At 67.8% G+C, this 13,778-nt stretch carries 15 protein-coding genes; 6 read left to right on the top strand and 9 right to left on the bottom strand.

The annotated features are described in order from the left end of the window. Window positions 1–18: 18 nt before the first annotated feature. Together BN4346_RS29965 and BN4346_RS29960 are read left to right on the top strand one after the other, a co-directional pair. Entirely contained in the window at window positions 19–669 is a 651-nt protein-coding gene (locus BN4346_RS29965) for a response regulator (RefSeq protein WP_067969850.1), read from the top strand. Continuing rightward, window positions 666–1,931, top strand: coding sequence for a GAF domain-containing sensor histidine kinase (locus BN4346_RS29960; protein WP_067969846.1), 1,266 nt, complete (start codon window positions 666–668; stop codon window positions 1,929–1,931). The genes BN4346_RS29965 and BN4346_RS29960 overlap by 4 nt, the downstream gene beginning before the upstream one ends. Here the strand turns inward: BN4346_RS29960 and BN4346_RS29955 are convergent. Beyond that, the gene (locus tag BN4346_RS29955; protein ID WP_067969843.1) at window positions 1,928–2,446 is read right to left on the bottom strand and encodes a MarR family winged helix-turn-helix transcriptional regulator; all 519 of its coding nucleotides are present in this window, start codon (window positions 2,444–2,446) and stop codon (window positions 1,928–1,930) included. The genes BN4346_RS29960 and BN4346_RS29955 overlap by 4 nt on opposite strands. Window positions 2,447–2,594: 148 nt before the next feature. Here BN4346_RS29955 and BN4346_RS29950 point away from each other — a divergent pair, with 148 nt between their 5' ends. Continuing rightward, entirely contained in the window at window positions 2,595–3,647 is a 1,053-nt protein-coding gene (locus BN4346_RS29950) for a type III polyketide synthase (RefSeq protein ID WP_078058489.1), read from the top strand. 9 nt (window positions 3,648–3,656) lie between these two features. Here BN4346_RS29950 and BN4346_RS48840 read toward each other — a convergent pair whose 3' ends face one another. Continuing rightward, window positions 3,657–3,875, bottom strand: a complete 219-nt coding sequence (locus tag BN4346_RS48840; RefSeq protein WP_067969840.1) for a sigma factor-like helix-turn-helix DNA-binding protein — start codon at window positions 3,873–3,875, stop codon at window positions 3,657–3,659. Between the two features lie 115 nt (window positions 3,876–3,990). Here BN4346_RS48840 and BN4346_RS29940 point away from each other — a divergent pair, with 115 nt between their 5' ends. The 3 genes from BN4346_RS29940 to BN4346_RS29930 all read left to right on the top strand — a co-directional run bounded on the left by BN4346_RS29940 (window position 3,991) and on the right by BN4346_RS29930 (window position 7,925). After that, window positions 3,991–4,599: a TetR family transcriptional regulator gene (locus BN4346_RS29940; protein WP_067969836.1), complete on the top strand. Its 609-nt coding sequence runs from the start codon at window positions 3,991–3,993 to the stop codon at window positions 4,597–4,599. 150 nt (window positions 4,600–4,749) lie between these two features. After that, entirely contained in the window at window positions 4,750–5,502 is a 753-nt protein-coding gene (locus tag BN4346_RS29935; RefSeq protein WP_078058503.1) for an ABC transporter ATP-binding protein, read from the top strand. Further along, window positions 5,499–7,925, top strand: a complete 2,427-nt coding sequence (locus BN4346_RS29930; RefSeq protein ID WP_067969833.1) for an ABC transporter permease — start codon at window positions 5,499–5,501, stop codon at window positions 7,923–7,925. The genes BN4346_RS29935 and BN4346_RS29930 overlap by 4 nt, the downstream gene beginning before the upstream one ends. 9 nt (window positions 7,926–7,934) lie before the next feature. Here BN4346_RS29930 and BN4346_RS29925 read toward each other — a convergent pair whose 3' ends face one another. The 7 genes from BN4346_RS29925 to secY all read right to left on the bottom strand — a co-directional run bounded on the left by BN4346_RS29925 (window position 7,935) and on the right by secY (window position 13,748). After that, window positions 7,935–8,429: a hypothetical protein gene (locus BN4346_RS29925; protein WP_154677556.1), complete on the bottom strand. Its 495-nt coding sequence runs from the start codon at window positions 8,427–8,429 to the stop codon at window positions 7,935–7,937. A gap of 28 nt (window positions 8,430–8,457) precedes the next feature. Beyond that, window positions 8,458–9,111 carry a class I SAM-dependent methyltransferase gene (locus tag BN4346_RS29920; RefSeq protein WP_067969827.1) on the bottom strand — a complete coding sequence of 218 codons (654 nt, stop codon included), beginning with the start codon at window positions 9,109–9,111 and terminating at the stop codon, window positions 8,458–8,460. Further along, a complete protein-coding gene (locus BN4346_RS29915) occupies window positions 9,098–9,688 on the bottom strand; it encodes a DUF4389 domain-containing protein (protein WP_067970021.1) in 591 nt (196 codons plus the stop codon). Before BN4346_RS29915 ends, BN4346_RS29920 begins: the two co-directional genes overlap by 14 nt. 82 nt (window positions 9,689–9,770) lie before the next feature. Continuing rightward, on the bottom strand, window positions 9,771–11,003 hold the full coding sequence (locus tag BN4346_RS29910) for an FAD-dependent oxidoreductase (RefSeq protein ID WP_235653562.1): 1,233 nt from the start codon (window positions 11,001–11,003) through the stop codon (window positions 9,771–9,773). A 62-nt stretch (window positions 11,004–11,065) separates the two neighbouring features. Next, a complete protein-coding gene (gene map / locus BN4346_RS29905; protein WP_067969825.1) occupies window positions 11,066–11,869 on the bottom strand; it encodes a type I methionyl aminopeptidase in 804 nt (267 codons plus the stop codon). Continuing rightward, entirely contained in the window at window positions 11,869–12,420 is a 552-nt protein-coding gene (locus BN4346_RS29900; protein WP_067969822.1) for an adenylate kinase, read from the bottom strand. Before BN4346_RS29900 ends, map begins: the two co-directional genes overlap by 1 nt. Next, entirely contained in the window at window positions 12,417–13,748 is a 1,332-nt protein-coding gene (gene secY / locus BN4346_RS29895; protein ID WP_067969819.1) for a preprotein translocase subunit SecY, read from the bottom strand. The genes BN4346_RS29900 and secY overlap by 4 nt, the downstream gene beginning before the upstream one ends. Window positions 13,749–13,778 lie beyond the last annotated feature (30 nt).

Raw genomic sequence — 13,778 nt, 5'->3', positions numbered from 1 at the left:
GGGCTTTACTGTCTTGCTATGCCCGTGCGCCTGGTCCTCGTCGACGACCACGAGATGGTGATCGAGGGCCTGCGGGCCATGCTCACCGCGTTCGCCGACCGGATCGAAGTGATCGGCCAGGCGATCAACGCCGAGCAGGCCATGGCGGTGATCGCCGAAACCGACCCCGACGTCGTGCTGTGTGACGTGCGGATGCGCGGCGAGAGCGGCCTGGACCTCTGCCTGGCGCTGCGGGAACGCGACCCGGAACGCAAGGTCGTGATGCTCTCGGTCTACGACGACGAGCAATACCTGTTCGAGGCGCTGCGCGTCGGCGCGGCCGGTTACCTGCTCAAGAGCATCAGCAGCGACGACCTGGTGCACCAGATCGAGTTGGCCCACCGCGGCGAGACGGTGATCGACCCCGGACTGGCGGCCCGGGCGGCCGGCACCGCGGCACGACTGCAGCGCGACGAGTTCTGGCCCGGCGCGCGCCAAGGACTCACCCAGCGGGAAAGTGAGATCCTGGCCTACATGGTCAGCGGGCTGTCCAACCGCGGGATCGCCACCAAGCTGGTGATCGGCGACGAGACGGTCAAATCCCATCTCCGCTCGATCTACCGCAAGCTCGGGGTATCCGACCGGACCGGCGCGGTAGCCACCGCGCTGCGCGAAGGCATCTACCGGTGAGCTCCACCAGCGGGCCGCGCTCGCGCCCCCGCAAGCCCAATGCGGTACGGGATTTCGTCGACGCCAACCACGAGCTGGCGCTGCTGCGGGAGCTCATCCAGGCCGCCTCCAGCGGGCCCGGAGTGGAGCCGCTGGCCGCCGCGGCGGCACGGATGATCACCGCGGCCACCGGCACCGACGTCTGCTTCGTGCACGTCCTGGACGACACCGAACGCTCGCTGACCCTGACCGGCGCCACCCCGCCGTTCGACACCGAGGTGGGCAAGATCCGGCTGCCGCTGGGATCGGGGGTGTCGGGATGGGTGGCGCGGCACCGCGAGCCGGTGGTGATCAGCGACAACAAGGAAGCCGACCCACGCTACCTACCGATCGAATCGCTGCGTGGGCGTGACTTCACCTCGATGGTGTCGGTGCCGATGGAGACCGATCCAGGCGGGCTGGTGGGTGTGCTCAACGTGCACACCGTGACGCGCCGCGAATTCACCCCCGGCGACGTCGAGCTGCTGCGGGTGATCGGCCGGCTCATCGCCGGCGCCATGCACCAGGCCCGGCTGCACCGGCAGCTGGTCGCGCGCGAACGTGCCCACGAGCTCTTCGTCGAGCAGGTGATCGAAGCCCAGGAGATCGAGCGGCGGCGGTTGGCCGGTGATATCCACGACGGCATCTCGCAGCGGCTGGTGACACTGTCCTACCGGCTGGACGCCGCGGCCCGCGCGGTCGGCAACGACCCGGATGAGGCGTCGGCGCAGCTGGAGGCCGCTCGTGAGCTTGCCGGGCTGACGCTGCAGGAGACCCGGGTGGCGATTAGCGGGCTGCGACCACCGGTGCTCGACGATCTGGGCCTGTCCGGCGGTCTGGCCAGCCTCGCCCGGTCGATCCCGCAGCTCACGATCGAGCTCGACCTGGCCGAAACCCGGCTGCCCGAGCACATCGAGCTGGCGCTGTACCGGATCGCGCAGGAGGGCCTGCAGAACGTGGTCAAACATGCGGCCGCGACGACGGTGCGGCTGGGGTTCGCGATCACCGCCGACCCCGACACCGCACGGTTGGAGATCGTCGACGACGGGGTGGGTTTCGACACCTTCGAGCACCCGGTGGGCGGCGACGAGATGGGCGGCTACGGGGTGTTGTCGATGGCCGAACGCGCCGAGCTGGTCGGTGGCCGGCTCAACATCCGGTCGCGCCCGGGGGCCGGCACCGCCGTCACCGCCGTCATCCCCATCCCGTCCCCCGCCGCGCGAGAGTCCGGCGGTTCAGGCTAGAAGTCGCCGGCGTTGCGCCGCAATGTCTCGATCGCCGCGGACAGCGTCCGCGACTCCTCCACCGACATACCGACGTCCGCGAACACCTCCCGGTTGAGGCTGACCGTCGCGTCCGCGACGGTGGCACGGCCCAAAGCGGTGATCGACACCAGCGTGGTGCGGCCATCGGTGGGGTGCGGCAGCCGCTCGACCAGGCCGGCCGCCTCCAACCGCCGGATCGCGTGCGTGACGCTGGTGACGTGGACCTGCAGCCGGTCGGAGGCCTTGGTGATCGGCAGCGCACCGGAACGGCTGAACGCCAGCAGCCGCAGCAGCTCGAAACGGGAGAAGCTCAAGTCATAGGGCCGCAGGGTCGCCTCCACCCGAGCCAGCAGGATCTGGTGGGCGCGCATCACCGATGTCACCGCCACCATGCCGTCAGCGACCTCACCCCAGCCGGCCCGCTCCCAGTTGGCGCGGGCCAGCGCGATCGGGTCGGCTGGGGCGAGATCGCCGGAGGAACTGGAAGCTGCCACGCCCTTTCTTACCGCACCGTGCGGCGCCGTCAAGTCGGTGTGCGGCAATTGCCACCTTGGATCGGTCGCCGACCGCGAACGCCGAGGCCGGAAGGTTCAGCGCGATAGCGGAATTGAACCGTCGAGCACTCGGCAACGTGACTCCGGCATGACCATCACCACGCCTTCGCTCGCCGCGGTAGCCGTTGAGTTCCCGCCGTACCGATACAGCCAAGAGGAATCGGCCCAAGCATTGGGCGACTTCGCCGGGCCTGAGTTTCGGCGCTTCTTCGACGCCAGCGGAGTTGCGTCCCGCCATCTGGCGTTGCCGCTGCCGCGCTACGCCGAGCTGAGCGGTTTCACCGAGGCGAACGACACCTTCATCGACGTCGCCCTCGACCTCGGTGAGCAGGCGCTGCTGGCGGCCCTGGATGCCGCCAAGGTCAAGCCGGCCGACGTCGACGTCGTGGTGTCGACGACGGTGACCGGGCTTGCCGTACCGACATTGGAGGCCAGGCTGGCGACCAGGGTCGGGCTGCGGCCCGACGTCAAGCGGATCCCGCTGTTCGGCTTGGGCTGCGTCGCGGGTGCCGCCGGGGTGGCCCGCATGTACGACTATCTGCGCTCCTACCCCGACCACGTGGCGGCGTTACTCGCAGTCGAACTGTGCTCGCTGACCATCCAACGCGACGACCGTTCGATGGCCAATTTCGTGGCGGCCAGCCTCTTCGGTGACGGCGCGGCCGCCGTGATCGCCACCGGGGCGAACCGGCGCCCGGTAACACCGAGAGCGCCGAAAGTACTGGCCACCCGCAGCCGGCTCTATCCCGACACCCAGGACGTGATGGGCTGGGATATCGGCACCAGCGGGTTCCGGATCAAGCTGTCCGTGGACGTCGCCACCGTCGTCGAGAAATATCTGGCCGAGGATGTGCGCAACTTCCTGGCCGACTGCGGGATGTCCGTCGACGACCTGTCGACCTATGTCTGTCATCCCGGCGGGCCGAAGGTCATCGAAGCGGTCCAGGACGCGCTGGATCTGCCTGCCAATGCACTAGATCGGACCCGAACGTCGTTGCGCGAGAATGGGAATCTGTCATCGGTCTCGGTGCTCGACGTGCTGCGGGCCACCATGGCCGATCCGCCGCGGCCGGGCTCGTTCGGGCTGATGGTCGCGATGGGGCCGGGTTTCTGCTCCGAACTCGTGCTGCTTGGCTGGTAGCCCGAGCTACTACCGGTTGATTCCGGCCGTCGGCAGACCGGCCCGCAATGCGCCCAGCGCGTCGTGCAGGTCGCCCTTGACGGTGTCGTCATCGACGCCGAGATCAGCGGCGATCTGCGCTGTCGTCCAGCCGAGGTAGTAAGACAGATAGATCACCGCGCGATACCGGCCCGACAACCGGGCCAGCGCACCTTTGACCTGGTCCGCATTCCCCGACGACGGCACCATCCGATCCGCCTCCGACCCTGTACATCCAGCTAGTACCTGTATGGAACCGATACAACTACACCATAGATGCGTCTTGCACGACATTTCCACCATTTTGTCGTCTATCCTTTGATGCATGCCCGCCGTGCCGAATTTTCAGGCCGAGGTCCGGCAGATGCTGCACAACCGGATCCTCGATGCGGCCCACGCGCTGGTCTGCGCCGAGGGGTGGCAAGCGGTGAACATGTCGCGCATCGCCGCCACAGTCGGCATCAGCCGGCAGGTGCTGTACAAGGAGATCGGCGCAAAGCAGGCCCTGGGCGAGGCCCTGGTTCAGCGCGAGACCACCCGATTCATCACCGGGGTGATCACGGCCATTCAGTCCCACCCCGACGACGTCGCCGCCGGCCTGGCCGCCGGCGCCGCGTTCACCCTGCGCGCCGCCGCCGATGATCCCCTGGTCACCGCGACGCTGACCCGCGAGAACGACGCGGAGGCCGGCCTGACTCCGCTGCTGACCCTGGGACCGACACCGATCCTGGCCGGTGCGGTCGAGGCCATGGCGGCCGCGGTCCGGTCGTCCCACGACCTGCCGGACGCGATCGACCGGCAGCTGAATTCGATCGTCGAGGTCGATGTCCGGTTGACGCTGAGTCATCTGTTGCAGCCGATGGGGGGCATCGACGATGCCGTCCGCCAGATCCACACCACCCTGCGCGCACTGTTCGACGCCGCGGCCTCCTAGGCGTCCGCAGCTGCAGTTCCCGGCGACCCGGTCCCCGCGCTGAACCACACAGCCTCGCCACGCGTGTCAAGGATCAGAACCCGCGGATAGGGAGTGACGCCCTTGCACACCGATCTTCGTCTGCACCGGGATCAGTCGCGCCTGCGCGAGCTGACCATCGAACTGCGCGACGTCGTCCGCGAGTACCGGATCGGCGGCCAACGGGTGCGGGCACTCGACCGGATCAACCTGCATCTCACCGGCGGTCAGTTCGTGTCGATCGTCGGGCCCTCGGGTGCGGGCAAGAGCACGCTGCTGCACCTGCTCGGGGCACTGGACTGCCCCGACAGCGGTTCGGTCATCTTCGACGGCGCCGAGATCGGCCAGCTCGCAGACGAGCAGGCGTCGGCGTTTCGCCGGCACCGGGTGGGCTTCGTCTTTCAGTTCTTCAACCTGCTCCCAACCCTGTCGGCGTGGGAGAACGTAGCCGTTCCGAAGCTCCTCGACGGCAGCCGACTGGACAGGGTCAAGGGCGATGCGATCGGGTTGCTGGAGCGGGTCGGACTCGGTAACCGAGTCGAGCACCGGCCGGCGGAGCTGTCCGGCGGCCAGTTACAGCGCGTCGCGATAGCACGGGCCCTGATGATGGATCCGTCGCTGATTCTCGCCGACGAACCTACCGGCAATCTCGACTCCGCAACGGGCGCTGCGATTCTGCGGCTGCTGGCCGAAGTGGCACACGAGGGCGGCCGCGCCCGGATGGTGGTGATGGTGACCCACGACCGTGACGCCGCGGCGGCCACCGACCGGATGATCGGCCTGCAGGACGGCCGGGTCGGCTCGGACAGCGGCGAGCGCAGTGGGTCGGCGCCCAATGAACGCAGCGGGTCGCCGCGCAATGGACGGGCGACGGTCCGGCGATGATGTCGGCGATCGCCGCCACCGCGAGCCGCCTTCGGCTGTTCAGTCTGCGCGAATTGGCCGTCCACCGGCGGCGCACCCTCGCCTCGATCACCGTCATGGCCGTGTCGGCGATGTATTTGGTTGCGGTGCTGGGCATTTTCGGGTCGATCACCGGTTCGGTGAATCGACTCTCCGACGGGATCGCCGGGATCGCCACACTCGAGGTGTCCGGCGTCACCGATGCCGGATTTCCCGACTCGCTGGAAGCCGAGGTAGCCCGGGTTCCCGGCGTCGCGACCGCGGCGCCGCTGATCCGCACGGCCACCCCCACGGCCGCTGGGACGATGCTGTTGTTCGGCGCGGATGCCAGCAGTGTCGCCCTGGCCGGCGCGTTGGCCGATGCGCTCGCTCATCCACCGACGGGGCCATCGGGGACACCGAGCGGCGTGCAGGTCGGGCCCGGCGTCGGCCACGGCAAAGGTGACGGATTCCGGTTGGGCACAACCTGGGTCACGGTGACACAGGTGCTCACCGGCAAGCATCTGGCCGATCTCAACGGCGGAAACTATGTGCTGGCCCCACTTGCCTTGGCGCAGAACATCACCGGACGGGTAGGCCAGCTCGATTCGATACTGATCACCACCAAGCCGGGCACGGACCCCGCCGCGGTACGCACCGCGGTGACCTCCGCCGTCAACGGGCGAGCGATCGTCGCCGAGCCACGGATGCGGGCCGCGCGCGCCGGCGACGGCGCCACGATGACCATGGCGATCGCCCAGCGCCGCCCGGCCATCTCGACGCTGCGAGCGATCGGGGGCCGGCGCTCCACCATCGTGGCCGACTTGATCGGTGAGGCCGCGACCCTCGGTGTGCTGGGCGGCGCCGTCGGATCGATCTTGGGAATATTTTTGGGCCACTTGGCGATTCGCCGACTGCCACCGGCCATCACGCAGGGACTCGAAGCGCGGGTCGAGTACTGGCTGCCCGGCTACGCGCTGCCGGTCGCCATCGCGGCGACAGTGCTCAGCAGCGCGACCGCGGCCGCCATGGCAGCGCGGCAGGTCTACAAGGTGTCGCCGATCGAGGCATTGGCGCCCGTCGGGGCGTCCGCCGCCGATACCGTGCCACGCCGGCTGCGGACGGTGAGCGGGGCTGCGGCCGTCGCGGTGATCGCGGTGTCGCTGTTGATCATCGTGGGCCATCGCGGCGCCACCTCCCTGGCGGCGATGATCGCGGTGTTCTGCGCCGAGATCACCCTTGGCTTCGCCCTCACCGCGTCCCTGGTCACCGCGGCGGCCGCTGCCGCCCGGACCTTCGGAACGGTCGGCGCGGTCGGGGCGGCGACGATCGAGCGTGCGCCGCGGCGGGTGTGGGCGACCGTCATGACCGTATTGATCGCCGTGGTCACTACCGTGGTCATCACCGGGACCGACAACGACATGATCTCTTCGGCGCGCGCGATCTTCGCGCCCGTCGCGGGCGTCGACGTGTGGGTCAGCGCGAACGCTCCGGACAGCTTTCCCACCGACGCGCTGCCGCCGGGCCTGGAAGATCGAGTGGCTGCGGTGCCGGGGGTGGCCCGGGTCTGCCCGGGCGCCTACGGATTTGCGGTGATCGGTGGCACCCGGGTGATGCTCGACGGATTCTCCCCCGGGTCGGCCGATCCACTGTTTCGCGCACTCGGCGACCAGACGCGCCGCGATGTGCTGGACGGCCGGGGGGTGGTGCTGTCACAGAACCTGGGCACAACCCTGGGCGTGCGGGTTGGCGACGAGCTGCACCTGCAGACACCCCGCGGCCCGCGGCAGGCCACAGTGCTGGCGCTGGTGCCCTACTTCTCGACAGTCATCGGGACCGTCGGGATTGGACTCGACCAACTGCGCGCCTGGTTCGATCGCCCGGCGGTGACCACGCTGCAGGTGACCGCGGCCGATGATGTCGATCCGGCGCGGTTGCTCACCGACGTCCGCCGAGTTGTCCCGGCGCCGAACTACGTCTACGACGGTCGCACCGCGCTGGCGGGGCTGGAGGCGCCGCTGCATCAGAGCATGGTGATCGCCAACGCGGTATTGCTCATCGTGGTGTTCGTCGCCGCGGTGGCCTTGTTCACCACCTTGACGCTCTCGGTGCTCGAACGCCGCCGCGAGATCGGCGTACTGCGGGCGATCGGCGCCAATCGCCGCTTCACCGTGCAGATGGTGCTGGCCGAAGCGGCGGGTATCGGCGTGATCGGCGGCCTGGCGGGGCTGGTGATCGGTCTGACCGATCAGTGGCTCTACAGCCTGGTCAGCGCTGAGATCATGAATTTCACCGTCACGTTCCAACCGAGCGCGGTGGCACCGGCCTACGCCGTGGGCGCGGTGGCGATCAGCCTGCTCGGCTCGGTGCCGCCCGCACGACGAGCCGCCCGGCTCAACATCATCGACGCGGTGGCCAGCGAATAGTGTTCCGACTCAGACCAGACCGAGCTGGATGAGGTCGATGAACAGCGGAGCTAAGGGATCCGTGAACGGCAACGAGAACGAAGAGTCCAGCGCCGGATCGCTCGGAACCATGAACGTGTTGACCGTCTCCCCGGCCACCCCGATGCTCGCGGCCCCGAATCCCAGGTTGTCTTCCGGGTCGGTTCCCGACGTCAAAATATCGGTGAACAGTGACGTTTGCAGGACGACCGCAACGTAGTTGTCGTCGTCGGGGTCGCCCGCCGAGGTGAGGGTGAACAACCCGAAATCACTGGTGTGACTGATGAAGTCCGGGTCGTCGACCACGGTGGACAACGCGGCACCCGGGTCTCCGACATCACCGAAGAGCCAGGAGTCGGCGCCCACACTGCGGCCACCCCCGTCCGCGTAGGCCGGGGGGCTGATCGCCCATGGGGCAAGCCCAGCGGCCAAGGCTGCTCCGACACCCACCGCCGCCCGGCGGCGGCTCGCAACTGAACTAATCATGGTGGGAACTCCAATCTCTCGACGTTACCTATCCCACGTTCGCACCGATCGGCGGTTCTTGACGCAGCACAGTGGCGAACCCCTGCAGCTGCGGTGTGCACGGGGGCGGCACCGGGGTCCGCCTGATACTGGACAGCCCGGTGGTGTCGAATCCGGCTGCGGCGATGGCATCAAGGGTGCGGCGGTTCGGCCGGCAGCCGGACGCCAGCCATGCCCACGGCTTCGCGATCAGATCCTGAAATCGGCCCATCGCGCCATCCCCGCGGACATGCTCGAGCACCACCAGCCGGCCCCCGGGGGCCAGCACCCGGCGAATCTCGCCGAGAGTGGCATCGACATCGTCGACCGAGCACAGCACGAGCCCGACATGTACCGAATCGAAACTGTTGTCCGGGAAGGGAATCGACTCGCCGACTCCATCGACGATATCCACCGGGATGCCGTGGCGGCGGGCGATGGCGGCGGCCATCCGACGCATCGCCGGCTCCGGCTCGATGGCCGCGACCGACGTCACCGCCGCGGGCAGAAACATCAGGTCCGCTCCGGGCCCGAGGCCGACCATCAGCAACCGGCCCATGGCATAGCTCATGGCCGTCTGTCGGTAGCGGCGATAGAACAGCCGGTCGAAGAACGGCATTCCGAGCCGATACACGTACGGGAACAGCGGATTACGGCGCGCCATCGCTCCCCCACCGCTCGCCCTGATCCAGCCGGAACGGCGGATACGCATCACTCATCAAGGAGACGTAGACAGCCACCCGGTAACGCCACCGAACGATGCCCAACAGCAGATCCGACATGCCGGCCGGGATCGTCCCGGTGATCAACAGCGTCACCGCCGTGATCACGCACAGCAACTGCAGCGCAGGCTCCAGGGCCCAACACATCAGGATCTGCGGCAACCCCAACAGCCACCACTTGATCAGCACCGCCCGGCGCTCGAGCCGCTCGGGATAGTCGACCTGCAGATCGGCCGGATAGTCGGGCCGCGACGCCAGCGTGAACGGTGGGAATCTGTCGGTGCTGTTCATCGGAAACCGGTAATTCATCACCCGCCATGACCAGCGCAGCACGCCCACATTGAAGTCGAAGATCGGTCGCGGGTACCGCCCGGTGATCGCAATCGCCACTCCGGCAACGAAGGTCAGCGGCACGTAGGCCAGATAGAGACCGATCAAGATCGGGTAGTGCGGGGTGGCCAGCACGCACCATTTGATCAGCCAGAGCCAGCGCGAGGGCCTGTCGAACTCACCGCGCACCCGCACCGGATCGGCCGGTGCCGGCGGGGCGGGGCGAGCGACCACATCTTCGTCCGCGGGAAGCGACATCGGTCCGCCCTCCTCAATGGCTGCGATCTGTTGTCTGGTTGGCGACGCGACCGATGTCGGCTAGCCCGAGGCCGCGGCTGATCTCGGCCGAGATCCGGCGATGACTGACCGAGCGCAAAAACATGGTCATCCCCCAGGTGTGCAATCGGTCCGGGATGAACGCCGCCGGTCGCAGCACCAACTCACTGTGGGACAGCTGCAGCGCCGTCACCCGAGACACCGCCGCCACTTTGCGGCGGCGAGTGTTCTCGTACCAGCGCAGCGCGCGCGCCAGATCATCAGGTGACGGTGCCGGCCGGAGATCGGCCAGCGCCTTGCACAGCACCATGGTGTCGAGCAGCGCCTGGTTGGTTCCCTGCGCCATGGTGGGCGGCATGGTGTGCCACGCGTCGCCGATCAGGGTGAGCGCACCCCGGCCTGCCCCGGGAGCCGGATGACGAAAGTGCGGGTAGGGCGAGCCGGCCAGGTCGTCGTCGGTCAAGGCAGCCAGCACCCGATCGACCGGCGCGGACCAGCCGGCGAACTGTTGACGGATCATGTCGATCGGGGATGCCGGCCGAACGAAGTCCGGTGACCACGGCAGGTCGAACCACCACTGCAGTTCAGGGCCACCGGCCGGCCACAGTCCGAGGTTTCCGTGCTTGCCGACAGTCATCAGCGCCACCCGCTTGTCGGCGACCAGGTCCGGGAGGCTGACCAGGCCCTGCCAGCTGCTCCAGCCGGTCGGCTTGGCCGGCGGCGCGTCGGTGAGATCCCGCACCATCGAATGCAGCCCGTCGGCACCGATCAACAGATCGCCGTTGACCGAGCTGCCGTCCTCGAAGTCGACTCGCGCCTCGCCCTCGGTAGCGCTCACGCCCACCACGCGGGCATTGCACCGAATGCGCTCGGCCGGAAAGTTCTCCAGCAGGCGCTCCAGCAGCACCCGGCGCGGAACCATCCGAACCGGTGCGCCCAGCCCGCGCGCCATTGCGGTCATGTCGAGCGTGGCCAGCGGGCGACCGGTGGACGTCGTCACCTCAACCGCCGACAACGGCTGCCCGGCTCCCGCCATATCCACGCCCAGCTGTCCCAGCACCGTCGCGCCGTTGGACCAAATGGTCACGGCACCCCCGCCGGCCTGAAGGTGCGGCCGCTGCTCGAAAACGGTGACGTCGTGACCGTCACGCACCAGCCCGCGAGCAAGCGAAATCCCCGCCACGCCTGCTCCGACCACAAGGATGCGCAAGGCTGATGGCGCGTTCAAGGCTCGCACCTTCACCGTGGTGACACGGTTCAGCGGGGAGTTTGGTTCAAATCCCCGACGGGTCAGCCGGCGGCCGGGCGGGTCAGAATTCTGGGCCCGTCCTCGGTCACCGCGACGCTGTGCTCCCAGTGCGCGGCGCGGGATCCGTCGGCGGTGACGACGGTCCACTCGTCTTCGAGGATCACGGTCTGGTCGGTTCCCAGGGTCAGCATCGGCTCGATGGCCAGCACCGAGCCCGCCACCAGCAGCGGTCCCCGGCCCGGCGATCCCTCGTTGGGCAGGAAGGGGTCCATGTGCATCTGGCGGCCGATACCGTGGCCGCCGTAGCCGGCAACGATGCCGAACGAGCGTTTGAACTCAGTCGACGCGGCGCGGGCGCCCATTTCGATGGCGTGCGAAACGTCGCTGAGTCGGTTGCCCACCACCATCGCGGCGATTCCGGCCTCCATCGCCTGTCGGGTTGCGGCGGACAGGTTTTCGTCGGCCGCACTCAGCGTCTCGATCCCGAACGTGACCGCGGCGTCGCCGTGCCAGCCGTCCAGGATCGCGCCGCAGTCGATGGACACCAGATCACCCGCCACCAGCACCTCGGCCGCCGTCGGGATGCCGTGCACCACCCGGTCGTTGACCGAGCTGCAGATCGACGCCGGGAATCCGTGATAGCCCAGGAACGACGGCGTGGCGCCCGCGTCCCGGATCACCGATTCGGCGATTTCGTCCAATTGCAGTGTCGAGACGCCGACGGCCGCCGCTTCGCGGACTGCGGCCAGTGCGGCAGCGACGACGGCGCCTGCCGCGGCCATCGCGTCGAGCTCACCCGGGCTGCGATGCGGCACCGCTTTGCGCCGCTTCGGCAGTCCGATCACTACTGTCCCAGGGCGTTCAGGGCGCGGGTGAACACCTCATCGAGCGTGCCCAGCGCGTCCACAACATGCAGGTCGTGCTCGTCCTGGTAGTAGTCCAGCAACGGGGTGGTCTCTTCGCGGTAGACCATCATCCGGTTGTGGATGACCTCAGCGGTGTCGTCGGCGCGACCACGTTCCTTGAGCCGCTTGAGCAGTTCGCTCTCGGTGACCCGGAACTCGAGCACCGCATCCAGTTTGGTCTGCCGGCTTTCCAGCATGGCGTGCAGCGCCTCGGCCTGCTCCACCGAGCGGGGGTAGCCGTCGAGGATGAAGCCGCCCGCGGCATCGGGCTGGTCGATCCGGTCTTCGACGAGCGCGTTGGTCAGCTCGGGCGGCACCAGGTCGCCTGCATCGAGGTACTGCTTGGCCTGCTTGCCCAGCTCGGTGCCCTCGGCAATGTTGTGGCGGAACAGATCGCCCGTGGAGATCTGCGGGACTCCCAGCTTCTCCGCCAGCTTCGCCGCCTGGGTGCCCTTGCCGGCCCCCGGCGGTCCCAGCAGTACGACTCTCACTTGAGGAACCCTTCGTAGTTGCGCTGCATGAGCTGGCTCTCGATCTGCTTCACCGTGTCCAGACCGACGCCGATCATGATCAGCACCGCGGTGCCGCCGAAGGGCAGGTTCTGAACGGTGCCCGAGCTGCCCATGTGCAGGAACAGGTTCGGCAGCACCGAGATGATGCCGAGGTAGATCGAGCCCGGCAGCGTGATCCGGCTGAGCACGTAGCGCAGGTAGTCCGCGGTCGGGCGTCCCGGCCGGATGCCCGGAATGAAGCCACCGAACTTCTTCATCTCGTCGGCCCGCTCGTCGGGGTTGAACGTGATGGACACGTAGAAGTACGTGAAGAAGATGATCAGGCCGAAGTACATGCCGATGTAGACGAAGTTGGACGGATCGGACAAGTAGGTGCTGACGAACTTGTCCCACCAGCTGTTGCCGGGCCCCCCGCTGCCACTGTGGACCAACTGCGTGATCAGCTGCGGAATGTAGATCAGCGACGAGGCGAAGATGACCGGGATAACGCCGGCCTGGTTGACCTTCAGCGGCAGGTACGTCGAAGTGCCGCCATACATGCGCCGGCCCACCATGCGCTTGGCGTACTGCACCGGGATACGGCGCTGGCCCTGCTCCACGAAGACCACGCCGACGACGATGGCCAGTGCCGCCAAAAGGACCATGGTGAACACCACCGCGCCGCGGGAGTCCAGGATGGTCTTGCCCTCGATCGGAATGCGGGCGGCGATACCGACGAAGATCAGCAGCGACATGCCGTTGCCGATGCCGCGCTCGGTGATCAGCTCACCGAGCCACATCACCAGCACCGCGCCGGAGGTCATCACCAGCACGATGACCATCAGGGTGAAGATGCTGTGGTCGGAGATGATGTCGTGTCGCAGGCTGCAGGTCTGCAACAGTCCGCCGTTGGCGGCCAACGCCACGATGCTGGTGGCCTGCAGAACGGCCAGCGCGACCGTCAGATAACGGGTGTACTGCGTCATCTTGTTCTGGCCGGACTGGCCTTCTTTACGCAGTTCCTCGAAGCGCGGGATCACCACGGTGAGCAGCTGCACGATGATGCTGGCGGTGATGTAGGGCATCACGCCGATGGCGAACACCGTCAGCTGCAGCAGTGCGCCGCCGGAGAACAGGTTGATCAGCGAGTACACCTGCGCGGCGTCGCCACCGCTGACTTCTTTGATGCACTGCTGCACGTTCTGGTAGTCGACACCGGGCGACGGGATCGCGGCTCCCAGGCGGTACACCACGATGATGCCCAGCGCGAACAAGATCTTGCGCCTCAGGTCGACCGTCCGCAGTGATGAGATGAAAGCCGAGAACACTCTTCTCCTCCTGCGCAGCCGAGGTTCGGT

Source organism: Mycolicibacter icosiumassiliensis, from assembly GCF_900078685.2.
GTDB classification, from domain to species: domain Bacteria; phylum Actinomycetota; class Actinomycetes; order Mycobacteriales; family Mycobacteriaceae; genus Mycobacterium; species Mycobacterium icosiumassiliensis.
The sequence above is the reverse complement of the archived record's forward strand: the minus strand, read 5'-3'. Positions and strand labels throughout refer to the sequence as shown.